Annotated in this window: 20 protein-coding genes and 1 other annotated feature; of the genes, 15 read left to right on the forward strand and 5 right to left on the reverse strand. The window is 45.7% G+C overall.

Features of this window, described 5'->3' with window-relative positions; genetic code table 11:
- Positions 1-517 precede the first annotated feature (517 nt).
- From L865_RS0110140 to L865_RS0110185, 10 genes are all read left to right on the forward strand, one after another.
- The gene (locus tag L865_RS0110140) at positions 518-1678 is read left to right on the forward strand and encodes a patatin-like phospholipase family protein (protein ID WP_028773134.1); all 1161 of its coding nucleotides are present in this window, start codon (positions 518-520) and stop codon (positions 1676-1678) included.
- A 383-nt stretch (positions 1679-2061) separates the two neighbouring features.
- A complete protein-coding gene (gene rpsP / locus L865_RS0110145; protein ID WP_028773135.1) occupies positions 2062-2310 on the forward strand; it encodes a 30S ribosomal protein S16 in 249 nt (82 codons plus the stop codon).
- 20 nt (positions 2311-2330) lie between these two features.
- On the forward strand, positions 2331-2861 hold the full coding sequence (gene rimM / locus L865_RS0110150) for a ribosome maturation factor RimM (RefSeq protein ID WP_028773136.1): 531 nt from the start codon (positions 2331-2333) through the stop codon (positions 2859-2861).
- A gap of 15 nt (positions 2862-2876) precedes the next feature.
- The gene (gene trmD, locus L865_RS0110155; RefSeq protein ID WP_028773137.1) at positions 2877-3629 is read left to right on the forward strand and encodes a tRNA (guanosine(37)-N1)-methyltransferase TrmD; all 753 of its coding nucleotides are present in this window, start codon (positions 2877-2879) and stop codon (positions 3627-3629) included.
- A 29-nt stretch (positions 3630-3658) separates the two neighbouring features.
- Positions 3659-4009, forward strand: coding sequence for a 50S ribosomal protein L19 (rplS, locus tag L865_RS0110160; protein ID WP_028773138.1), 351 nt, complete (start codon positions 3659-3661; stop codon positions 4007-4009).
- Positions 4010-4288: 279 nt separating this feature from the next.
- Positions 4289-5380, forward strand: coding sequence for a 3-deoxy-7-phosphoheptulonate synthase (locus tag L865_RS0110165; RefSeq protein ID WP_028773139.1), 1092 nt, complete (start codon positions 4289-4291; stop codon positions 5378-5380).
- 14 nt (positions 5381-5394) lie between these two features.
- Positions 5395-6534: a bifunctional chorismate mutase/prephenate dehydrogenase gene (tyrA, locus tag L865_RS0110170; protein WP_028773140.1), complete on the forward strand. Its 1140-nt coding sequence runs from the start codon at positions 5395-5397 to the stop codon at positions 6532-6534.
- Positions 6535-6774: 240 nt separating this feature from the next.
- The gene (gene hcp, locus L865_RS0110175; protein WP_028773141.1) at positions 6775-8439 is read left to right on the forward strand and encodes a hydroxylamine reductase; all 1665 of its coding nucleotides are present in this window, start codon (positions 6775-6777) and stop codon (positions 8437-8439) included.
- Positions 8440-8498: 59 nt separating this feature from the next.
- Complete coding sequence (locus L865_RS0110180; protein ID WP_028773142.1) at positions 8499-9548, forward strand: FAD-binding oxidoreductase; 1050 nt, start codon at positions 8499-8501, stop codon at positions 9546-9548.
- A gap of 74 nt (positions 9549-9622) precedes the next feature.
- Positions 9623-9958, forward strand: coding sequence for a hypothetical protein (locus tag L865_RS0110185; protein WP_028773143.1), 336 nt, complete (start codon positions 9623-9625; stop codon positions 9956-9958).
- A gap of 70 nt (positions 9959-10028) precedes the next feature.
- On the opposite strand, the gene L865_RS0110190 is transcribed toward L865_RS0110185, so the two are convergent.
- Positions 10029-12002, reverse strand: a complete 1974-nt coding sequence (locus L865_RS0110190) for a chorismate mutase (RefSeq protein ID WP_028773144.1) — start codon at positions 12000-12002, stop codon at positions 10029-10031.
- Between the two features lie 39 nt (positions 12003-12041).
- Positions 12042-12158: a sequence feature (Phe leader region), on the reverse strand.
- Positions 12159-12941: 783 nt separating this feature from the next.
- The gene (gene hpf / locus L865_RS0110200) at positions 12942-13295 is read right to left on the reverse strand and encodes a ribosome hibernation-promoting factor, HPF/YfiA family (protein ID WP_028773145.1); all 354 of its coding nucleotides are present in this window, start codon (positions 13293-13295) and stop codon (positions 12942-12944) included.
- A 342-nt stretch (positions 13296-13637) separates the two neighbouring features.
- Here hpf and L865_RS0110205 point away from each other — a divergent pair, with 342 nt between their 5' ends.
- Positions 13638-14330 carry a cytochrome b/b6 domain-containing protein gene (locus L865_RS0110205; RefSeq protein ID WP_028773146.1) on the forward strand — a complete coding sequence of 231 codons (693 nt, stop codon included), beginning with the start codon at positions 13638-13640 and terminating at the stop codon, positions 14328-14330.
- 44 nt (positions 14331-14374) lie between these two features.
- On the opposite strand, the gene L865_RS0110210 is transcribed toward L865_RS0110205, so the two are convergent.
- Positions 14375-14836, reverse strand: a complete 462-nt coding sequence (locus tag L865_RS0110210; protein WP_157577523.1) for a c-type cytochrome — start codon at positions 14834-14836, stop codon at positions 14375-14377.
- Between the two features lie 332 nt (positions 14837-15168).
- Between L865_RS0110210 and trpR the strand changes: the two genes are divergently transcribed.
- Positions 15169-15444, forward strand: coding sequence for a trp operon repressor (trpR, locus tag L865_RS0110215; RefSeq protein ID WP_028773148.1), 276 nt, complete (start codon positions 15169-15171; stop codon positions 15442-15444).
- Positions 15445-15459: 15 nt separating this feature from the next.
- Here trpR and L865_RS0110220 read toward each other — a convergent pair whose 3' ends face one another.
- Together L865_RS0110220 and slyD are read right to left on the reverse strand one after the other, a co-directional pair.
- Positions 15460-15840, reverse strand: a complete 381-nt coding sequence (locus tag L865_RS0110220; protein ID WP_028773149.1) for a hypothetical protein — start codon at positions 15838-15840, stop codon at positions 15460-15462.
- A gap of 157 nt (positions 15841-15997) precedes the next feature.
- Positions 15998-16615 (reverse strand): peptidylprolyl isomerase, encoded by a 618-nt coding sequence (gene slyD / locus L865_RS0110225; RefSeq protein WP_028773150.1) that lies wholly within the window; start codon positions 16613-16615, stop codon positions 15998-16000.
- Between the two features lie 717 nt (positions 16616-17332).
- On the opposite strand from slyD, the gene thrA reads away from it, so the two are divergent.
- From thrA to thrC, 3 genes are read left to right on the forward strand one after another with little or no spacing between them, the layout of a single operon-like run.
- A complete protein-coding gene (gene thrA, locus L865_RS0110235; protein ID WP_028773152.1) occupies positions 17333-19801 on the forward strand; it encodes a bifunctional aspartate kinase/homoserine dehydrogenase I in 2469 nt (822 codons plus the stop codon).
- Entirely contained in the window at positions 19798-20730 is a 933-nt protein-coding gene (gene thrB / locus L865_RS0110240) for a homoserine kinase (RefSeq protein WP_028773153.1), read from the forward strand. The genes thrA and thrB overlap by 4 nt, the downstream gene beginning before the upstream one ends.
- 32 nt (positions 20731-20762) lie before the next feature.
- The gene (gene thrC / locus L865_RS0110245; RefSeq protein WP_028773154.1) at positions 20763-22043 is read left to right on the forward strand and encodes a threonine synthase; all 1281 of its coding nucleotides are present in this window, start codon (positions 20763-20765) and stop codon (positions 22041-22043) included.
- The last annotated feature ends 22 nt before the right edge of the window (positions 22044-22065 follow it).

Raw genomic sequence — 22065 nt, forward strand, 5'->3', positions numbered from 1 at the left:
GTCAATTTCACTCTTCGGCGATTCAATCCTATGAATAGGCCGAGTTTGATATTGCAGCGAACACCCCCTGTTCAGCTGAGATAAATTAAGGTTGCTACGGTGCTGATGACTACTGACGGTTATCACTATCGGCATGCGCAAACTTGCTGTGGCGGGCATAATATGAGCAGTTGCGTATTTGTTAGAATCTCTTATGTAGGATGCGACCCTACGTTTAGCTATCAGCCGATATTATCGGTATAGCAGGGGGGGAACTGGCTAACGTTGAGATGTGCAGAGTCAATTAGCGCTGCAATTGTATAAATAGCGCCAGTCTACCCGGGGAGGCTACGGTTTGCTGAGCATCAATGGCTATGGGTAGTCATGACATGAGTTAAAGTGTGGGTCAGATCCTACATAGGTGAGTCTGCTGTATTAGTCAGCTGGCATATCATAGCTGCAAATTCAGCCAATGATGTTGCCAGTGTGGTGATAGTTCATTGGAACTCTTTCATTTCAGATAGAAGTCGAGGCACTTATGACACGTATACAGCGTGTAGGTATTGGACTCTTGTCGCTCGTGTTAGCAGCTTGCAGTACTCACCATCCACTAGAGAATCGTGTAACCGTATCTAATTATAAAGATGTCACTTTACCGCACCAACAGGCGGCATCGGAGCCAATTCGGTTTTGGGCCAGTGAGCAGCCAACTTTTCTTTATAATAAGCATACAGGCACTACACCATTAACGACCACGGGCGAGCAACTTAACATCCTGGCCTTATCGGGCGGTGGGGCCAATGGCGCTTATGGGGCAGGCGTGCTAACGGGCTTACATGATAACGGTGATTTGCCAAACTACACCATTATTACCGGTGTTAGTGCTGGGGCATTGCTTGCGCCTTTTGTGTTTGCGGGCGACAGTGAATTACCGCGGCTTAAATCAGCCATGTTGGGGATCAATGATAAAGCGGTGCTTGGCAGTAAAAACTTCCTTAATACCCTATTTAAAGACAGCTTCTCCGACGGTGATAGTTTGCTTGCGTTTATCGCGAGAACTTATCCTGAAACTATGATTGATAAAATGGCGGTGAGTCATCGATCTGGTAAGCGACTCTTTATTGGTACTACCCATTTCGATTCTGGGGAGCTAATGATCTGGAATTTGGGCGCGATTGCCAGTAGTAGTATGCCCAATCGGGTGCAACTGGTGCATCAAGTGCTGGCGGCGAGCGCCTCAATCCCAGGAGTATTCCCACCGCAGTTTATTGCCGTTGAACACCAAGGGCAGCGACTTGAGGAGCTGCATGTCGACGGAGGCTTGGCGGCGCAGATGTTCTTTAATCCAGCGGACTTTGACTACCAGCAGGTTTCTCGGGCTTTGGGCTTGAGCCGCGAGCCACAGTTACATGTGGTTCGTAATGGGCTGTTAGCGCCGCTTTATCAACGGACAGAGGACAAAGGACTTAAGTTACTCACCCGCAGTTTAACCAGTTTGACCGTGCTGCAGGCCAGAGGTGATCTATTTAGAATGCGTTACTTAAGTGAAATAGAACAGATAGACCTACACTATACTTATCTGGATGAAGACTTTTCCGCACAGAAGCTCAGTGGGAAAATGTTTGATGTGAATTATATGCAGGCTATCTATCGCCATGGCTACCATAAAGCCGCAACGGGCCGAGTGTGGCAACAATAATGTTGCTGGTGGCTATTGTTTGCAGCTCGCGGCAATTGCTACTAGCAGGCCGTACTTATTTAGGTCTTGCAGATATGCCAGCAAGTTGTGTTTATTGTCCAAGAGGATTTTAATCGCAGCGGATTAACATCCGCCCCAATGAGTAGGGCGAATTTGTTGCTGTAAGGGGCGCGGGTCTATATAGTGGCGCGCATAGATTAAATCAGGGTTACAACAGCAGTTTGTCTGATTGTACCTGAACGATTTAGTGGTCAAAAAACATTGCATTCGCTGGTCAGTCAGGTAAAATCGTCCGGCTTTCTATCTGGGACTCTTCGCGAACACGGGGTTCCAGTTTTTATTTTTGCTTCATATGAAGCAAATCATTAGAGGATAAAAGACGCATGGTTACCATTCGTTTAGCTCGTGGCGGCGCAAAAAAGCGTCCATTTTATAACATCGTTGTTGCTGATAGCCGTAAGTCTCGTGACGGTCGTTTCATCGAACGTGTTGGTTTCTTCAACCCATTGGCTCGTGGCCAAGAAGAAACTTTACGTTTAGATCTTGATCGCGTTGAGCACTGGGTTGCACAAGGTGCTGCTACATCAGAGCGTGTAGCTAAATTGATCAAAGACGCTAAAGCTGCTGCTTAATAGCGTTAAGGTATAGATTAATGAGTAGTCAGCAAGCACCTGTCGTGTTAGGCAAATTAGGTTCTAGCCACGGCATTAAGGGTTGGTTGAAAATCACTAGCTATACCAATTCTGTAGAAGATATTTTTGACTATTCTCCTTGGCTTATTAAAGAACAAGGCGAGTGGCGCGAGGTTAAGGTGCTGCAGTGGCGTTTTCAAGGTAAGGCTTTAATTGCTGAACTTGAAGGTGTGACTACGCGGGACCAAGCGCAAATGCTCACTAACTGTGAGATTGCCATTGCTGCTGAACAGATGAAAGATTTACCAGAAGATGAATTCTACTGGCGTGATCTTATCGGATGTGAGGTGGTCAATACCAAAGGCTATAACATGGGCAAGGTTGAACAGATCGTGGAAACAGGATCGAACGACGTGCTTTTAGTTAAAGCTAACGCGAAAGATGGCTTTGGCAAAACGGAACGAATGATTCCTTTTGTTACCGAGCAGTTCATCCAATCGGTGGACCTAACGGCAAAACAGATTTTAGTGGATTGGGATCCGGACTTCTAAGTCGAGGAACAACAGATGTGGTTAGGGGTAGTAACCCTGTTTCCAGAGATGTTTCGTGCCGTGACAGACTTTGGGGTAACGGGTCGGGCTGTTAAAAACGGCCTGCTTGAGTTGCAAACGTGGAATCCTCGTGATTTCACCCATGATAAACATCGAACTGTTGATGACCGACCTTATGGCGGTGGTCCAGGAATGTTAATGATGGTGCAACCGTTACGCGACGCTATCCATGCAGCAAAAGCTGCTGCAGGAGAAGACGCAAAGGTGATTTATCTTTCACCTCAAGGGCGCAAGCTGACACAGCAAGGCGTTGAGGAGTTAGCTCAATCAGAGAACTTGATATTGGTGTGTGGTCGCTACGAAGGTATTGACGAGCGCATAATTCAAGCTGAAGTGGATGAGGAGTGGTCGATAGGAGATTACGTGCTTTCGGGCGGTGAGCTTCCAGCGATGACTTTGATTGATTCAGTATCACGTTTGGTGCCAGGTGTACTTGGTAAGCAAGCATCAGCAGAGCAGGATTCCTTCTCTGATGGATTACTGGATTGTCCCCACTACACTCGACCTGAGAGTTTAGATGGTGTTGATGTACCAGCAGTGTTGTTAAGTGGCAACCACGAACATATTAGACGCTGGCGTTTGCAACAAAGTCTCGGAAGAACTTTGTTAAGACGACCAGAATTACTTGAAAATCTAGCTCTGACTGACGAACAAACAAAGCTTTTAGCGGAGTTTGTTAAATCCACCGAAGACGGTGAGAAAGACTGATCAGTTATCACTAGTATGGAGTTTATTTCATGAATAACATCATTAAAATGCTCAACGATGAGCAAATGAAGCAAGATGTACCAGAGTTTGGTGCAGGTGATACAGTTGTAGTTAAAGTACGTGTTGTAGAAGGCGGTAAAGAGCGTCTACAGGCGTTTGAAGGCGTTGTAATCGCTAAGCGTAACCGTGGTTTGCACTCTGCATTCACAGTACGTAAAATCTCTAATGGTGAAGGTGTTGAGCGTGCGTTCCAGACTCACAGCCCAATCATCTCTAGCATCGAAGTTAAGCGTCGCGGCCGTGTTCGTCGTGCTAAGCTTTACTATCTACGTGAGCGTTCAGGTAAGTCTGCACGTATCCGTGAGAAGCTTGCTAAGTAAGCAACCGCTTATTAGTAAAACCAGATGCAGTGTTCGCACAACAACCCGCCGAAAGGCGGGTTTTTGTTTTCTGTCGCCAATAAACCTGCCTTAACGTCGCCAGCCAGTGTGAGTGCTTTTTTGATGAATATTGTTTGAATAAGCAATTAACGCTTGATCTGCATTGCAGTGACAGGCATAGTTAGCCTCAAGATGTAATGGTGTAGCGTTACACCATTTCAAAATAGACAGTTATTTAATGATGAATTAGCAAAGCAGTAATAGGTTTAGGTGGCAATTATGCAGCAAGATACAATCAACAACGTCCATATTAGTTCTGAGAAAGTGTTAGTCACGCCAAGTGAACTTAAGCAGCAATTGCCCCTATCGGACTCTGCCTATCATTACGTGCTAAATGCGCGTAAAACGGTGGCGGATATTGTGCACAAGCGCGATAACCGCGTGTTGATCGTTACCGGTCCATGCTCGATTCACGACATTGAGTCAGCGAAAGAGTACGCACTTAAGCTAAAAACCTTACATGATGAACTGGCCGATGAGTTCTACATCCTAATGCGGGTGTACTTTGAAAAGCCACGTACCACGGTTGGCTGGAAAGGCATGATCAACGATCCGGATATGGACGAGTCGTTCGATGTTGAAAAGGGCTTACGCCAAGCCCGAGAGCTAATGATATGGCTGGCGGAATTAGGCTTACCAGTGGCGACCGAAGCGCTGGATCCAATTAGCCCTCAGTACTTGTCAGAGTTAGTGACTTGGTCAGCCATTGGTGCACGTACCACCGAGTCACAGACGCACCGCGAGATGGCGTCTGGTCTTTCTATGCCAGTGGGCTTTAAAAATGGCACTGACGGTAAACTGGGTGTAGCAATTAATGCCCTTGAATCTGCGGCCAGTGGCCATCGCTTCATGGGGATTAACCAACAAGGGCAGGTGGCTTTACTGCAAACCGCCGGCAATCCTGACGGTCATGTGATTTTACGAGGTGGTAAACAGCCTAATTACGATGCACATAGCGTTGCTGAATGTGAGCGCCAACTGCATGGTGCCAATCTAAATGCTCGTTTGGTTGTAGATTGTAGTCACGGTAATTCGAATAAAGATCATAATCGTCAGCCCCTTGTTTGCCGTGATGTGTTTGAACAGATCCTCAATGGTAATCAATCGATTATTGGGGTCATGTTGGAAAGTCACCTTAATGCAGGTAATCAAAGCAGCAGTCAGCCAATGAGCGAACTTGCATATGGTGTGTCAGTTACTGACGCCTGCATTAATTGGCAAGATACCGAAACCCTTTTACGTGAAGGCGCGCAACAATTAGCATCGGTTTTACCCAGCAGATTTGATATGCTCAAAGCAGTTAACGCGTGAAGGAAAGCCGGTAAATGAATGAGAAAACCACAGCTGAATTAGAGAAGTTGCGTGGCCATATTGATAACGTGGATCAGCAGTTACTGCATCTATTAAGAAAAAGACTCGATCTGGTGGCGCAAGTGGGCGCGGTAAAACATGGTGCCGGGTTACCGATTTATGCCCCTCAACGCGAAGCGGCAATGTTGGCCAAGCGTCGCGAAGAGGCTGTGGGTATGGATGTATCGCCGCAGCTGATTGAAGATATTTTGCGCCGTTTGATGCGCGAATCTTATCTTAATGAGAAAGATGTCGGCTTTAAGCAAGTGAAAGCTGATCTGGGGCCGGTAGTTATTGTTGGTGGCGAGGGTAAATTAGGCGGCCTATTTTCACAGATGCTGACACTGTCCGGTTATGAGGTTCGTAGCCTTGATAAAGACGACTGGCAACAAGCAGATGCCATTTTTGATGGTGCCGGGTTAGTGATTGTCACTGTGCCAATCTCTATTACCTGTGAGGTGATACTAAATCAGTTAAACAACTTACCGCCAGCGTGTATTTTGGCCGATTTAACTTCAATTAAGTCAGCACCACTTGATGCGATGTTAACTGCACACCAAGGTCCTGTGCTGGGGCTTCACCCCATGTTTGGACCTGATGTGGGAAGCTTAGCAAAACAGGTGGTGGTGGTGTGTCATGGTCGCGGCAGCGAGCAATATGCTTGGCTACTGGAGCAAATAAAGATCTGGGGCGCACGCTTAGTAGAAGCTGAAGCGGATAAGCATGATAAAGCGATGCAGCTCGTGCAGGCCATGCGCCACTTTTCATCGTTTGTTTATGGTCTTAATTTGTACCGCGAAGAAGCAGATATTGATGCCTTGTTGCAGTTTAGCTCGCCGATTTATCGCCTCGAACTGGCCATGGTGGGACGGCTATTTGCTCAAAGCCCTGAATTGTACGCTGATATTATCTTTGCCCAGTCAGAGAGTATGGTGGCAATCAGTGACTATTTAGACAATTACAGCCAAGCGCTGTCGATGCTAAAGCAAGGTGATAGGCAAGGGTTTATCGACCAGTTCCAAGAAGTGGCGAATTGGTTTGGCGATTTCGCGCCACAGTTCCAACGTGAAAGTCGGGCCATGCTGCAATCGGTCAATGATATGAAGACTAATTAGCATTTAGATATCGACATCTAAGGGAGCCATTGGCTCCCTTTTTTGTATGAAATTAGTTTAAGTTATTAATATTTATAAGGAATAAACTTGTTTAACCTTGTAATTACGACAATGCTAATTTGATCTAACTCATAGTTTTGTCGATCAATTACAAAAAACACTTAGCGTCAGGTTATCGGCGCAGTACACTGTTTTTAAAACATGCAAATAAAAAGCATGATTAAAAACAGGAGCCGTAAAATGTTTTGTATTCAGTGTGAGCAGACAATCCGAACCCCAGCTGGCGATGGCTGTAGTTATTCTCAAGGTATGTGCGGCAAGCTGGCCGATACCTCAGATCTACAAGACCTGCTAATTTATCAACTTCAAGGGGTGTCAGCTTATGCTGAAAAAGCCCGCGAATTTGGCATTATTGATCATGATGTTGATACCTTTGTACCAAAAGCCTTTTTCTCAACATTGACCAACGTAAACTTTGATGACGAACGTTTGGTTGAATACGCTCAACAAGCTCACCAGTACCGTAATAGCTTAAAAGCCCAATACGAAGCCGCTTGCACAGCAGCAGGTAAAACACCAGACACTATGATTGCTGCGGCTAACTTGGTGTTAGCGACAGCGAAACCTGAAATGCTCACTCAAGCTGTTGATGCGGCGCCTAACCGTGGTCATCAAGATGTGCATGAAGATATCATCGGCTTACGCTTACTTTGCCTATATGGCCTAAAAGGCGCGGCAGCATACATGGAGCATGCGCGGGTGTTAGATCAAACTGATGCTGAAGTCGCTGGTGAGTTCCATAAAATCATGGCGTTTCTTGGCTCAGATTCTGTGGATGCTGACAAACTGTTTGCCACTGCAATGGACATTGGCCAGTTAAACTATCGTGTGATGGCGATGCTAGATACCGGTGAAACTGATGCATTTGGTCATCCAGAGCCAACACAAGTGAATACTGTGGCAGTGAAAGGCAAAGCGATTTTGGTGTCTGGCCATGATATGAAAGATCTTGAACTGATTCTGCAGCAAACTGAAGGCAAAGGGGTTAACGTATTCACCCACGGTGAAATGCTGCCAGCCCTCGCGTATCCAACGTTTAAGAAGTACCCCCATTTAGTCGGCAACTACGGCAGCGCGTGGCAAAACCAGCAAAAAGAGTTTGCTAACTTCCCTGGCGCTATTGTCATGACCTCTAACTGCATTATCGATCCTAATGTGGGAAACTATGGCGACCGTATCTTTACTCGCAGCATTGTGGGCTGGCCGGGAGTGACCCACGTTGAAGGTGAAGACTTCTCTGCTGTGGTAGATAAAGCCTTAGCATTAGAAGGCTTTGCCTATGATGAGATCCCCCATATGATCACCATCGGCTTTGCCCGCAATGCGCTTATGGAAGCTGCGCCTGCCGTAGTGGAAAACGTTAAGAACGGCTCAATCAAGCACTTCTTCTTAGTGGGTGGCTGTGACGGCGACAAGAACGAGCGAAGCTACTTCACTGATATCGCGAAGTCTGCGCCTAAAGACTCGATCATCATGACCTTAGGCTGTGGTAAGTATAAGTTTAACAAACTGGCCTTCGGTGATATCAACGGTATCCCACGCTTACTCGATATTGGTCAATGCAATGATGCTTATAGTGCGATTCAATTGGCTATTGCGTTATCTGAAGTGTTTGAGTGCGAAATTAATGAGCTACCTTTGAGCCTAGTGTTGTCGTGGTTTGAGCAAAAGGCGATTGTTATCTTGCTTACCCTACTGTCGCTTGGGGTGAAAAACATCCGTACTGGGCCCACACCACCGGCTTTCTTAACGCCTAACTTAGTGAAGGCGCTAGAAGATAAATTTGGCTTGAAAACGACCACCACAGTCGAAGCCGATCTCAATGACATTTTGAACGTCGCATAGTGTGTCAGCGCCCACTGTTCTGGTGGGCGTTTTTTTCCAATTTCTATAGGGTCAGGGTTATGAATAGCCAGTTGTTGAATTCCGCCACGTGGCAACATGGTGAGGTGAGGCTTGTTTGTGTTGAGCGTTGGCACGAAACCCACGATGTGGTCAGTTATCGCTTTCAAGCCGAGCAGCCAGTAAAGTTTCAATTTAAGCCTGGGCAATTTATTACGCTGTTGTTGGATATCCAAGGAGAACGTGTCGCCAGAAGCTACACTATCTCGTCATCACCATCGCGACCATACTCAATTGTTGTGACCATCAAGTCCATTGCTGACGGACTCGTATCTAACTACCTTGCAAATAATCTGCAAGTCGGCCACCGAGTGCTGGCCACAGGACCAGACGGTGTATTTAACCTTGTGGATATCGAAACGGATAAGTACCTGTTTTTGAGCGCTGGCAGTGGTATCACCCCCATGTACTCGATGTCTCGTTGGTTAGAGGATACTCAAAAAGGCAGTGATGTCGCGTTTCTGCACAGCGCTAAATCGACAAGAGATTTAGTGTTTCACCGTGATTTGAAGCAGTTTGAACAGCATAATCAAAACTTCCATCTGGCTTATACGTTAGAAGAAGGTGAGCTGCAAGATGGCAGTTCAGTCACCGCGGGTCGCTTTAGTATTGAGTGGTTGACAGAGCAAGTGGCTGATTTTCAATCTCGAACCATATTTGTTTGCGGGCCAGCGCCTTATATGGATGCCGTTAAAGCGCAGCTGCAACAAGCAGGTTTTGATATGAGCCGCTTTTACCAAGAGAGCTTTGGTGGTGCGCCGACTGCAACAGCGAGCAGCCCAAGTGATGATGCAACGCCTTTCATGCTACATATTAGCGACAAGCAGATTGAATTGAGCCTAGATCAGAGCCTACTAGATGGCATTGAAAAGCTAGGCTTGCCCATTATTGCAGCGTGCCGCTCAGGTGTATGTGGGGCATGTAAATGTAAGGTCATAAAAGGCGAGGTTGAATCTTCGAGCCAAATGGCATTAACCAGCGATGAGATTGAGCAAGGTTACGTGCTGGCTTGTTCCACCAAGATCCGCTCAGATGCATTAGTTGAGCTTTAATATTTGCGCATTGCTCAGGTTGGCAGTATTGTTAAAGTAGAGTGTAAAAACTGATTCTTTGATGGAGCGCTGCAATGCTATCAACCTCTTCAGGTAATGCGGTAATAAATGACTTGAGCCTTGGCCACTTGCTATATGGGCTTATGGCGGCGTTTCCGGTATTTTTTTTACCGCCTTTGCTTAGCCTCGTCATCAACTATGGCCAGAAACCCGCCCTGATGGATGAGGTTTTATATACCCATATTCGCTGGCAGCGCTGGTCTATTGTAGCGACCCTAGCCATGCTGGCTGTAAGCTATATTGTGCCGTTAGTCTGGCTGAGTATTGCGATGGCTGCGGTGGCAATGCTTTGGTATTGCCATCGAGTTTTGAAAGGTTGGCTGCTATTGGTTGAAGGCAAGCGCGTTTAAACCCATACCACTAAAAAAGGAGCAATAGGCTCCTTTTTGCGTTTTATGCCCGTGAGGACAAGGGTTGTTACTAACTATACAAGGCCGTTAAGGTTTGCGCGCTCAATGTTAAACTGCTATCGAGTGATTCCGCTTCCTCTGCAAGATTCAATATGACCCCGTCAGCATGTAACTGTTTTGCCGCAACGGCCACCGCGCCAACTTGTGCAGTTGGTGTCGCGTAACAAGGGTTAACCATAACGGGTAAGTGACTCAGCGCTTTAATACTTACTAAGGCTGAAAGATCGAGCGCGGGCATGGCATCATCGTTAAAGGTTCGCACCCCTGACTCACACAAGACCAATTGTTGATTTCCTTGAGAAAGGATTAGGTCCGCCGCATTGAGAAACTCCTCAGTACTGGCCATAGTATTACGCTCCAGAATGACTGGAATGTGTAAAGATCCCACCTGTTTGAGCAGTGACTCATTAACCATAAGTTTGCCAGTGATCATGATGAGGGCTGCGAACTCAGTGGCTAGCTTTAGCTCATTTTCTTGCTCAATGGCAATAATGGCTTCAAGACCAAACTGGTCAAGGGCGCGTTTTAGGCTAGCTAAATTACGGGTGACATCACTTTGGCGACTTAAGCCTTCTACGACAACACCTTGGAAGCCGGCTTCTTTAATTTGCTTGGCTTTTTGGCTATACAGCTCTGGAGATTGTGGCAAAGATAATTGCGCAATAGCACCGAATTGTTGCTCACCAATTTGCAGTTGGCCACTGATGATCTGGGTTGCACTTTGTTTGTAAGCTTTGCTGTATCTGGTTTGAGCGCTGACGCTGCTAGCTGGTTTTACTTGCTGTTCGCGACTTGTATTTGGCTCAATCATTAACTGACTATTGCTCAATTGTGTGGGGTCTACGGTTTCACACGGATAGCAGCCTAGTACCTTGATAAACCGGGTGATTCGCTCAAGTTCTTTTAAGGCAGATTGCATAGCATCATTGGCTAAGTTAGCCTCAAGATCTAAATAGAACATCTCTTCCCATGGGGTACCAGGGATAGGACGAGACTCCAGTTTACTCATATTTAAATCGTGGGCTTTTAGCACTAACAACGCCTCAACTAATGCTCCAGGTTTTTGGCCTGTCGCCATGATTAAGGTGGTTTTAGCCAATAGTTGTTCTGGTACGGCGATAGCTTTGCGGGCTACCACGATAAAGCGGCTTTGATTAATTTTTTGATTGGCTAAATCTTTGGCAACGGCTTCAAGTTGATATAAGGCGCCACCTTCTGCACTACCAATCGCAGCCACGCTTCCATTGTCAGCTTGCATAACCTTGTCCATGGCTTCTGCGCTGCTTGAGCAATACTCTAACTTGAAGTTGGGATACTGAGCTAGAAAGCGCGAGCATTGGCTAATTGGTTGTGGGTGAGCATAAACCGTGGTGATATCAGCGAGTCGTGATCCGGGCTTGGCTAATAAACAGTGGCCTACTTCAATGGTGGTTTCACCAACAATGGCGAGACTGGTGTGTTGCAATACATCATAAACTTCATTGATGGATTCTGACGAGGTGTTTTCTATGGGCAGGAAGCCATAGTCGGCATGGCCCGATTCAACAGCATGTACAATTTCATCAAAACTACTGCAGCCTAAGTCTTGCATATTGATTTGGCGACGGTCGCAATAGCGATTTGCTGCCAAATAGGAATATGAGCCTCGTGCACCGAGGTAGGCGACGCAATATTGCTGCTTTTGCAGATCTGGGTTGGCTCTACCTTGGAGGTAAGCTTGTTGATTGAGAACCGAGTCTTCAATAATGCTTTGGTACAAAGATAAGACGTAGTGAGCATCTAGGCCTTGCTCTCGCCCTTGCTTGACTAAGCGGGCAAGTAGCTCTTTTTCTCGCAATGTATCGCGGATTGGGCGTACGTCAACTTCTTTGCTTTTAGCGACATCAAGACTTAAATCACGACGTTTGGCGAGCAGCGCCAGCAATTCGTTATCAAGCGCGGTGATCTGTTCCCGGGTGTGATTTAGGGGTTGTGCTTTACTCATACTGGCCTCTAATACAAATCTTGTTATGGATCGCTAAATACTAAAAAGCCTCCCGTAGGGGAGGCTTGGAATTTTCACTTTCGTTTTTACACCGAAAATCCGCCTCCCTAATAGGGGGGAATAAAAAAGAAAGTAAAAAAGAACTGATTTAACATTTTCATCCAATCAAAGTAAATTGCTGGCAGCTGAGTGTCAATGAAAAATTATGCATATAGAGAATTATTCCTGTTTCATTATGTAATGTGACAGCAGTACGGAATTTTTAGCGGTAAATATAGAAAAAGCGCACCAAGGTGGTGCGCTTAGAGATGTTGCATTAAGCTATTTTTGCTTTAGAGATCAAATCGGTTTCTATCCCCCTCAAGCTAATGCGGCTGTCACTGCCTGTTGCAGATATTAGCCTCACCAATAAGGGTAGGTGATGGCACTAGTTTACTAGCGAATATCCCTTAAACACTGTGGTTCATGTTGGGCACTGTTGTTCACCTACCGAGTAAACCTAACTATGTAACATGGATAATAAATCGTAAATACCTCGCTAATGCTAGTGCTCGACTGTTATGACTAGGCGACCTAGTGGCAATCGAAGCCAAGTGGCTAGGTGGTGATGTGCTACAAGGTAGCGGTTATCCCTGTTGCGCTAACAAAGCGTCATAATGGGCTTTAATATCACCAAACGATACAAGCTGTTATCCTAAAAAACGCAAAAATGTTGGTTAGCCTCTCTTGGTTATTTTTCTTGAACTCTTACTGTCATCAGGGATTGAGAACGCTCAAACCCATCTACCATATTGTTACGTAAGTTATATTGAGTATAGACCAATTTGCAAAATAGGGTTGTGATACTCGTGCCGCGTGTGCTGATTAAGCAATGCCTGTTGACCCTATCGGTTTAGGACTAGTGCGTCATCTAAGTATCACAACCTAGGTACAAACTGATTAAGCAGCGTACTCCTCATCGTCAAAATCGTCATCAATAACTTCTTGCTGTAGTACGGGTCTTTCATGGCGCTGTGCTTCTGGCTTGTGTACTACGCGGTTTAATTGCTTCTCTAATTTTTGCCCCATGGAATTAATGGCGGCATAGAGGTCTTTGTCTCTGGCCTGGGCAAATAGCTTGTTATTCGGAATACCAACTGAAGCTTCAATCATGAACTGTTGCTTCTCTTGCACAATAATCACATGTGGATTAATGAGCTGGACGTCTCGGCGGCTTAGTTTACGAAGGCGGCTTTCGATACGTTCACGGATAGGTGTGGTGACTTCAAGATCTTTGCTGGTAATCTTTATCATATGTCGAACCTTATGTTGTTTCCTTGAGTTCAGACTACCAATTTCCCGCGTAGAGTTTGTGATCCAGATCATAGTTTAGCTGCGCTTGATAAACTGTGATTATTTATTTGAACCCTTAGACAAATTTGCTAAAACCTTAAGTAAAAACCCTTGATATCGTTTGCCAATAGGCTCATATTTGATTGAATAACTCTGGTTTCACTATCAAAATTGTCCGCCAAAATTTACTTTACATTGTAATTGTACGGCTACCACTGGTGTTTAAAGTGTGATTTGGATTGCACCAAACAAATGCTTGAAATATCATCGGTAGCGTAGCCAATATTCGATGTGAGAAATAGTGTGCAAGCAACTTCTGATTCAACTCAATCCCCCGTTAAAACCAAAGTCTGGGATCTTCCTACCCGTGTATTTCATTGGGGCATGTTAGCCTTATTAGTCGCGCTCTATTGGGCGGCCTCAGAAGGTGAGATGGAGTGGCATCAAATATGTGCCTATGGATTGATGATCCTATTAGCTTTTAGAATTGTCTGGGGTTTCATCGGTAGTGAAACCGCGCAATTTAAGCATTTCGTCCATTCTCCGAAGGCAGTGATTAGCTATGCTCAGCAAGTTAAGAGCAAGCAAGCGCCAATGGCTGTGGGCCATAACCCGCTCGGTGGTTATATGGTGGTGGTGTTAATTAGTGTCGTCGCTATTCAGTTGATATCGGGACTATTTGCCACAGATGATATTTTTACTGAGGGACCACTTTATGCTTATGTGTCCTCAGAGGTAAGCAGTTGGCTGACCTGGCTGCACAAGAAAAATTTTGACTTGATATTAGTGCTAAGTGGTGTGCACGTATTGGCGGTGTTACTGCATCGTCTCAAAGGTGAAAAGTTAGTCCTGGCGATGATAACTGGATATAAGCGTCTCGATAATCATGTCGAGCTGTCGTTTCGTAGTGTCGTGCTGGCGCTAATATTACTTGCCGCCTTGGCACTGCCGATTACGGCCTGGTTGATTATGCCGGTATGGCAGCAGTTGATATAAAAAAAGGGCGTTCATTGCGAACGCCCTTTTTCGTAAAATCGATATTAATCTTTCTTATAAACGTCGTGGCAACCTTTACAGCTTTTACCTGTGTTACCAAAAGCTTGTTTGATAGCTTTCTTGTCGCCAGATTGCGCCACAACAGCTAATTTAGCGGCATTCTCTTGGAAAGTTTTCATTTTTGCGTCAAAGTCGGCTTTATCAGACCAAACTTTACCTAGCGCTTCCGTGTTGCCTTTATCTGAACCGGCGATAAAGCCTTCTGCTGGAATAACACTCAATGCGGCAACATTAGTTGCTCGACTAGCAAAAACATCAGCATCAAAAGGTTTTTTACCTTTTAGCATCGCACCCATATCACCGAAGTTATAAGCAATAAGGCTGAATGCTGATTGACGATAGTCGATAGCGTCTTCAGGCTCTTTGAAATTGTGTGCTTGAACTGCTGCGGCGAATACCGATGCGCCAGCTGCCGCGATAAGGGCTACTTTCATCTGCTTTTTCATCTTGATTACTCTCACGATTTTTATGGTTATGTGACATTGCTCCGCTATTCTATGCGCAAATATCCCATCGACTCCACAGCTTTTTTACGATTTACTTGGTAAATCTTCATCGGTTTCATAGATATATCATTGTAGGTAGGAGCTAAGCCGCATCAGTGCTGGCTTTAACTTGTCATGGGTAAATTGATCAGGGTGAGATTAGTTAGTAACAAATTGCGTCAATAAATGCCTATTTACGCTTTCTGAGTCGAAATCTGTGTGCTTGCTTGTACTCAAGCTTAGCAATCCTTGTTACACTCACTGTCATGGTGTAATAGTACGGAAGTGGTTTTATGCGCGCTGAATGGCAGCAGGTGGTTGATAAAGTTGAGCTGCAACAAACACGAGATTCATTACAAGAGCTCTTTGAATTGTTGCTAACCGAAGATGAACGCAGTGCAGTCGCGGGGCGCTTGAAAGTGTTTCAGCTATTACTGCAAGGTGAGCTGAGTCAACGTCAAATTGCGGCGCAGTATCAAGTCAGCATTGCGACAATTACACGTTGTTCAAATTATTTAAAACATATGAGTGCGCAGCAACGGCAAAGTATTCAGGCACTCATTCTTTAATACTGCTTAGGCTGTTTAAATAATATTATTCTCGGCTGGGATGCGGTGCTGTCGGTAGCTAATACGCCTGATTAAGATATACAGTGAGTAGGTGAGCAGACAGATCCCTAGGATCGGCCCCAACCCTTGTGGATAATACCTAAACAGCAAAAATGCGGTGCACAGGTATAAAAACGGCAATAAATCGTACATCGACTCAGGCAGTCCGCGAGCTTTGCGTTTACGCACAGGGTCGGTGCGGCGGTTTTTTGATCTAAGGCTGTAAACGCGCCCGCCCATAATAAATATCACCAACGATGCAGCGACAGCAAAGCTGTTTTCTAACACTAGCATGCTCGAGCCACCTAGTGTGAGATAGCTATAGGGCAGTACTTCATAGATCGATTTAGCGATCATCCTTGTGCTCCTTAGTTGTATATTCCTTCAACAATGATCTACTAAGTATAAAAGAAAAAAACCGATAAGCTTAGTGAATAGGCCTATCGGTTTAGACTGATATCTTATATCAGTTGGTTAATTTTTATACCGCCGTTAATAACAGCGGTTAGCAGGGTTAGTGCTTGCAGCCGCAGCCACCGTTGCCATCGCAACCTTCTTTAGCGGGTTCATCGCTATTGTCGCTGCAACAACCACCTTGGTGATCGTGGCCTTCACCACCGCAGCATCCGCCTTCATGGCTGTGTTCATGACTACCACAGCTGCTACCTGGTGCATGGATATGGCCATGGGCAATCTCTTCTTCAGTAGCAGCGCGTACTTCAAGTACTTCAACACTGAAGGCTAACGATTGTCCTGCAAGCGGGTGATTACCATCAACAGTGACAGTATCATCATTAACTGCTGTGACTTGAACTGGACGTTGTCCCATTTCTGTTTCCGCAATAAAACGCATGCCCGGTACGATATCTTCGATATCACCAAAAGCGCTGATTGGCACTTCTTGTTTGAGACCATCGTGGTAAGGGCCGTACGCTTGCTCTGAATCAACATTGACATCGAGCTTATCGCCAGCTGACTTGCCTTCTAATGCAGCTTCGAGACCTGGGATCATATTCTCAGCGCCATGGAGATATAGCATAGGCTCTGCTTCAAACGAGCTTTCAATAAGCTCGCCTTTAGCGTTGGTTAAACGATAATGAATGCTAACAGCAGTATGTTGAGTGATTTTCATAATGACTCCAAATCTAAATGTGGCGGCATTCTAGCCTGCTTTTACTGGCTTGGCGATGATTTGGCGCAGCATTTGCGAACAAAATAGCACTATTTCACAGTTTGAATTTAGCCTCGACTTGCATGGTGCAATATGTCGAATACAGTTTTCTGAATATAATTTCATATATTTTGACTTATTACTTAAGTTGTTAATTGAGTGTTATCAAGTTAAAACTGTGCATTATGAAGGTTTTGAAATCAGCAATGACAATTTGCGCCCTAATCTAAGGTTTTCTTGTCTTTATTGCTCGGATGGTATTTTTAGTCATTAATAAACAGTGGCTTAGGGTTTATTTGTTCACTTTACGTAAACGTTACGTTGGTGGTTTATAGGTCAATATAGACTATTGCAAATGAATAGGAGTGGCCTCACTGGCGGTCTATATGAATTTTTGTCATCAAGAGGCTGAAAGGTCATCTTTTTTAAAATAGGGGGTTGACAGTTGTATGCAAAAAAAGCAATTCTGTAGGCATATAAACAACCTTTATTGGATGTCATCGAATTATTTTATGTCTAGCTTAAATATTGTAATTACCACGATTATTACAACCACCACGATTACACACGTGGGGGCGGGCTAGGTATACTCAAAATTATTTTGAATTTAACAGCCCGCTCCCTTCAACAAGGAGCGGGCTTTTTCGTTTCTTAGGGCGTGTGGTACAAGGAGAAAGTATGAAAGTCATGAAATTTGGTGGTACCTCGCTGGCCAACTGGGAGCGTTTTAGCTCTGCAGCAGACATAGTGGCCGCCAGCTCCAAGCAAGAGCGTATAGCCGTGGTGCTATCCGCACCCGCAACGGTAACTAACGGCTTGCTGGAGATGGTTGATACCGCGACCCAAGGAGCAGACTTTCAGACTGTGTTCAGCCAAGTTCAACAGGTATTTGAACGCCTGTTTGCTGATGCTGCACAGCATGTATTGACCGCCGCGCAAAGCGATGTACTGACTCAAGCTTTTGAAGAGCAGGTGAGCTTGTGGGCTGCAAAGCTCCAAGGCATCGCTTTATTGGGCGAGTGCCCTGATTATGTCAGAGCCGAAGTGGTTGTTGGTGGCGAACGTCTATCTGCAGCGTTAATGGTTGAACTGATGCGCGCTAAGTCGCTATCAAGTGATAAATGGGTGCCGCAAGCTTTGTTTGTCGGTCAAGGTGAAGTACTTGAGGCTTCGGTAGATATCGAACAAAGTCGTCAACGTTTCGCACAAGTTGATATTAGTCAACATCAGGTGTGGGTGATGCCTGGTTTTACCGCCGGTGATGCCGAGGGCCGTACAGTCATTTTAGGCCGCAATGGTTCTGATTATTCAGCCGCGGTACTTGCCGCTTGTATTGATGCTGATTGCTGCGAGATTTGGACGGACGTTGATGGCGTTTACAATACTGACCCACGTGTTGTTGCCGATGCGAAACTGCTGTCACAGTTAAGCTACCAAGAAGCAATGGAGCTGTCCTATTTCGGCGCGAAAGTTCTGCATCCAAAAACCATTGCACCTATCGCGCAATATCATATCCCTTGCTATATCCGTAACAGCTTTAACCCCAGTGCAGTGGGGACGCTGGTTTCCAATCAAGATGACAAAACAGGCCTAAATGTAAAAGCTATCTCCAATCTTGATGAGCAAACCATGTTTGATATCGCAGGCCCAGGCATGAAAGGCATGGTCGGTATGGCCAGTCGCACACTGGGCGCGATTTCTCGCGCCGGGGTCTCTGTTAGTTTGATCACTCAAAGCTCTTCTGAATACAGTATCAGTTTTTGTGTTGCGACTGCCGATGCGGCAAAAGTACAAGATGCCCTAGAGGTCGAGTTTGACTTAGAGCTAAAGAATGATGTGTTAGAGCAAATTGAGATGCGCCATAACCTCGCGATTGTTTCCTTGATTGGTGATGGTATGCGCACCCATAAAGGCGTAGCGGGCAAGTTCTTCCAAGCATTGGCACAAGCTAGCGTTAATATTGTCGCGATTGCACAAGGATCTTCTGAGCGTTCTATCTCGGCGGTTATTGAGCTGCGTAAAACTAAACATGCTATCGCTGCTTGCCATCAACAGTTTTTCGATGTGCAACACTATCTTGATGTATTTTTAGTGGGCAGTGGCAATGTTGGCGCTGGCTTATTAGCACAGATTAAACAGCAAGAGCAGATGTTGAAACAGCAGCATATTACGGTGCGTGTGTGTGGTATTGCCAACTCTCGACATATGTTGCTTGATGCACAAGGTGTTGATTTAAGCAATTGGTCTGCACTACTTGCTGATTGTCAAACGCCATGCGACCTGCCCAAAATGCTTGATTGGGCTAAAGAGCAGCAGTTACTCAATCCAGTATTAGTCGATTGTACTTCCAGTGAGTATGTATCGGACCAGTATGTTGAGGTGATGAAAGCCGGCTTACACGTTGTCACACCGAACAAAAAAGCTAACACACGAGACTTGGCTTATTATCAGTCTCTACGTCAAACTGCATTGCAACAACGCCGTCAGTTCCTCTATGAAACAACGGTTGGTGCAGGGCTGCCAGTTATCGACAACTTGAAGAAACTGCTGTTTGCGGGTGATAAATTAATTAAGTTCAACGGTATTCTTTCAGGTTCGCTGTCATATATCTTTGGCATGCTTGATGAAGGGATGACATTGTCAGAGGCGACCGCAATTGCGCGTGAAAAGTGTTTTACTGAGCCGGATCCGCGTGATGATCTCAGCGGTATGGATGTTGCTCGTAAAGTGCTTATTCTCGCTCGCGAAGTGGGCATCAATATTGAGCTTGATGATGTGGTGGTTGAATCGGTTTTACCCGCATCGTTTGATGCTAGTGGCGATGTGGAGCAATTCATGGCGAAGTTACCTGAACTCGACGGTCAAATAGCTGATTGGGTGTCTAGCGCCCGTGAAAAAGGCAAAGTGCTGCGTTATGTTGGTCAGATTGACGAGCAGGGCTGCCGCGTAAAAATTGCCGAAGTAGACAGTAGTGATCCGCTATACAGCGTTAAGGGCGGCGAAAATGCGTTGGCATTCTACAGCCGTTATTATCAGCCCATTCCTTTTGTACTCCGGGGTTACGGCGCCGGTACCGAAGTGACAGCTGCTGGGGCATTTGCTGATATATTGCGTACATTAAATTGGACAAGGGAGATGGGCGCATGAGCGTAACTGTCTATGCACCAGCGTCGATGGGGAATGTGGGTGTTGGTTTTGATTTGCTTGGCGCAGCTTTAGCGCCGCTAGATGGTCAACTACTGGGTGATAAGGTCAGTGTATCGGCAGCAGCGCAAGGGATTAACTTGACAGCATCTGGCCGCTGGGCAGATAAATTACCTTCTGATCCGCAGCAAAACATTGTCTATCAATGCGCCGAGTTTTTTGTCGAAAAACTGAACTCTCAACAGGGATTGAATTTACACCTGCAGAAAAACTTGCCGGTAGGCAGTGGCTTAGGTTCAAGTGCAAGCTCGGTTGTTGCCGCACTTTATGCGCTTAACGAATACTTTGAGCAGCCTTATGATCAACAAGCCTTGCTGAAATTGATGGGAGATTTCGAGGGACAAATCAGTGGCTCAGTGCATTATGACAATGTCGCGCCCTGTTACTTAGGTGGCATGCAACTGATGTTAGATGCGCCGGGGAAAATTTGTGATGCGATTCCTCATTTTAAACAATGGTATTGGGTAGTCGCTTATCCTGGTATTTCGCTGTCTACTGCGAAAATGCGCGCCTTGCTGCCAGAGCAATATGATAAGGCTGTGGCCATTGACTTTGGCCGTTATTTAAGCGCTTTTGTGCATGCTTCATATCAGCAAGATAGCCAGTTGGCGCTGAGTGTATTGAAAGATGTGTTGGCAGAACCCTATCGTGCAGAAGGTATTCCCGGTTATAGCGATGCACGTGCCGCATTGGCTGATTTAGGTATGCTCACTACGGGTATTTCCGGTAGTGGCCCAACGCTATTTTCGGTAACCGATGACCTAGCGACTGCCCAAAAGGCTCAAGCATGGTTAGATGCGCACTACTTAGTCAACGAGCAGGGCTTTTCCCATATTTGTAAATTAGATGAGCAGGGCACGCGCCGCTGTTAAGTCGTAACACTATAAGAATTTAAGGCATTAAGATGGAACTCTATAACCTCAAACACCCTGAACAAGTAGTCAGTTTTTCACAAGCGGTAAGACTGGGCTTAGGTAAAGACCGGGGGCTGTTTTTCCCAACCAGCATTCCTACACTCGATGACGTTGATAGCTTACTGGCACTGCCTTTTGCACAGAGAAGTAAGAAAATACTCGGTGCTTGGTTAGCTGATGAGCTTGGTCAAGATATGGTCGATAGCTTAGTAGATAATGCCTTTAACTTTGATTTGCCACTAGTGCAAGCAGATGACAAGCGCAGCTGCCTAGAGCTTTTTCACGGCCCCACTTTAGCATTTAAAGATTTCGGCGCTCGCTTTATGGCGCAGTGCCTCAACCAGTTGGCGACTGACAGTAAGATTACTATTCTTACTGCTACATCGGGTGATACTGGCGCAGCTGTTGCCGATGCCTTTTATGGGCTCGATAAAGTGCAAGTGGTGGTACTGTATCCTAAAGGCAAGATCAGTCTATTGCAGGAGAAGATGTTTACCACGTTGGGTGATAACATCCACACTGTCGCGGTTGCTTCAGACTTTGATGCATGCCAAGACATGGTAAAACACGCTTTTGAAGATAGCGATGTCAGAGATGGACTGCACTTGAACTCGGCGAATTCAATCAATATTAGTCGTTTATTGGCTCAAGTTTGCTATTACTTTGAAGCGGTTGCCCAGTTCAAGGCACAACATGATCAAGATCCGGTTATATCTGTACCAAGTGGTAACTTCGGCAATTTAACCGCTGGTTTGTTTGCTCAGGCAATGGGGCTGCCAGTTAAGCGTTTTGTTGCTGCAACCAACAGCAATGACACAGTGCCGCGTTATTTAGAGCAAGGTGATTGGTCACCTCATGCAACTGTTGCCACCATGTCAAATGCTATGGATGTGTCAGAGCCAAGCAACTGGCCTCGTGTTGAAGCCATTGTGAAGGCAATGGGATGGTCACTTAGCGATATCAGCGGTGTCGCACTTAATGAGGACGATACCAGTGCTGCATTAAAGCAACTTGACCAATTGGGGTATTTAAGCGAGCCTCACGCAGCGATTGCAGCGCAAGCTTTGTCTTTAGTGATGGACAGTGATGAAAAAGGCATCTTCTTAGGTACGGCACATCCAGCCAAATTTAAGGATGTAGTCGACGTGCAGTTGCAGCGTGATATCCCGCTGCCGCCAGCGCTAGAAGCAGTGAAAGATAAGCCGATTTTGTCGACGGAGCTTGAAGCTGATTTCGCGCAATTAAAGCGCCATCTTTTCGACATACTGTAAGATTTTATCGCTTTTGAAAAGG

It is taken from the genome of Shewanella waksmanii ATCC BAA-643 (assembly GCF_000518805.1).
GTDB classification, from domain to species: Bacteria; Pseudomonadota; Gammaproteobacteria; order Enterobacterales; family Shewanellaceae; genus Shewanella; species Shewanella waksmanii.

Bases quoted from the DNA above. Each gene is read 5' to 3' on its own strand.
- L865_RS0110140 (WP_028773134.1), top strand. From the start codon at position 518: ATGACACGTATACAGCGTGTAGGTATTGGACTCTTGTCGCTCGTGTTA.
- rpsP (WP_028773135.1), top strand. From the start codon at position 2,062: ATGGTTACCATTCGTTTAGCTCGTGGCGGCGCAAAAAAGCGTCCATTT.
- rimM (WP_028773136.1), top strand. From the start codon at position 2,331: ATGAGTAGTCAGCAAGCACCTGTCGTGTTAGGCAAATTAGGTTCTAGC.
- trmD (WP_028773137.1), top strand. From the start codon at position 2,877: ATGTGGTTAGGGGTAGTAACCCTGTTTCCAGAGATGTTTCGTGCCGTG.
- rplS (WP_028773138.1), top strand. From the start codon at position 3,659: ATGAATAACATCATTAAAATGCTCAACGATGAGCAAATGAAGCAAGAT.
- L865_RS0110165 (WP_028773139.1), top strand. From the start codon at position 4,289: ATGCAGCAAGATACAATCAACAACGTCCATATTAGTTCTGAGAAAGTG.
- tyrA (WP_028773140.1), top strand. From the start codon at position 5,395: ATGAATGAGAAAACCACAGCTGAATTAGAGAAGTTGCGTGGCCATATT.
- hcp (WP_028773141.1), top strand. From the start codon at position 6,775: ATGTTTTGTATTCAGTGTGAGCAGACAATCCGAACCCCAGCTGGCGAT.
- L865_RS0110180 (WP_028773142.1), top strand. From the start codon at position 8,499: ATGAATAGCCAGTTGTTGAATTCCGCCACGTGGCAACATGGTGAGGTG.
- L865_RS0110185 (WP_028773143.1), top strand. From the start codon at position 9,623: ATGCTATCAACCTCTTCAGGTAATGCGGTAATAAATGACTTGAGCCTT.
- L865_RS0110190 (WP_028773144.1), bottom strand. From the start codon at position 12,002: ATGAGTAAAGCACAACCCCTAAATCACACCCGGGAACAGATCACCGCG.
- hpf (WP_028773145.1), bottom strand. From the start codon at position 13,295: ATGATAAAGATTACCAGCAAAGATCTTGAAGTCACCACACCTATCCGT.
- L865_RS0110210 (WP_157577523.1), bottom strand. From the start codon at position 14,836: ATGAAAAAGCAGATGAAAGTAGCCCTTATCGCGGCAGCTGGCGCATCG.
- trpR (WP_028773148.1), top strand. From the start codon at position 15,169: ATGCGCGCTGAATGGCAGCAGGTGGTTGATAAAGTTGAGCTGCAACAA.
- L865_RS0110220 (WP_028773149.1), bottom strand. From the start codon at position 15,840: ATGATCGCTAAATCGATCTATGAAGTACTGCCCTATAGCTATCTCACA.
- slyD (WP_028773150.1), bottom strand. From the start codon at position 16,615: ATGAAAATCACTCAACATACTGCTGTTAGCATTCATTATCGTTTAACC.
- thrA (WP_028773152.1), top strand. From the start codon at position 17,333: ATGAAAGTCATGAAATTTGGTGGTACCTCGCTGGCCAACTGGGAGCGT.
- thrB (WP_028773153.1), top strand. From the start codon at position 19,798: ATGAGCGTAACTGTCTATGCACCAGCGTCGATGGGGAATGTGGGTGTT.
- thrC (WP_028773154.1), top strand. From the start codon at position 20,763: ATGGAACTCTATAACCTCAAACACCCTGAACAAGTAGTCAGTTTTTCA.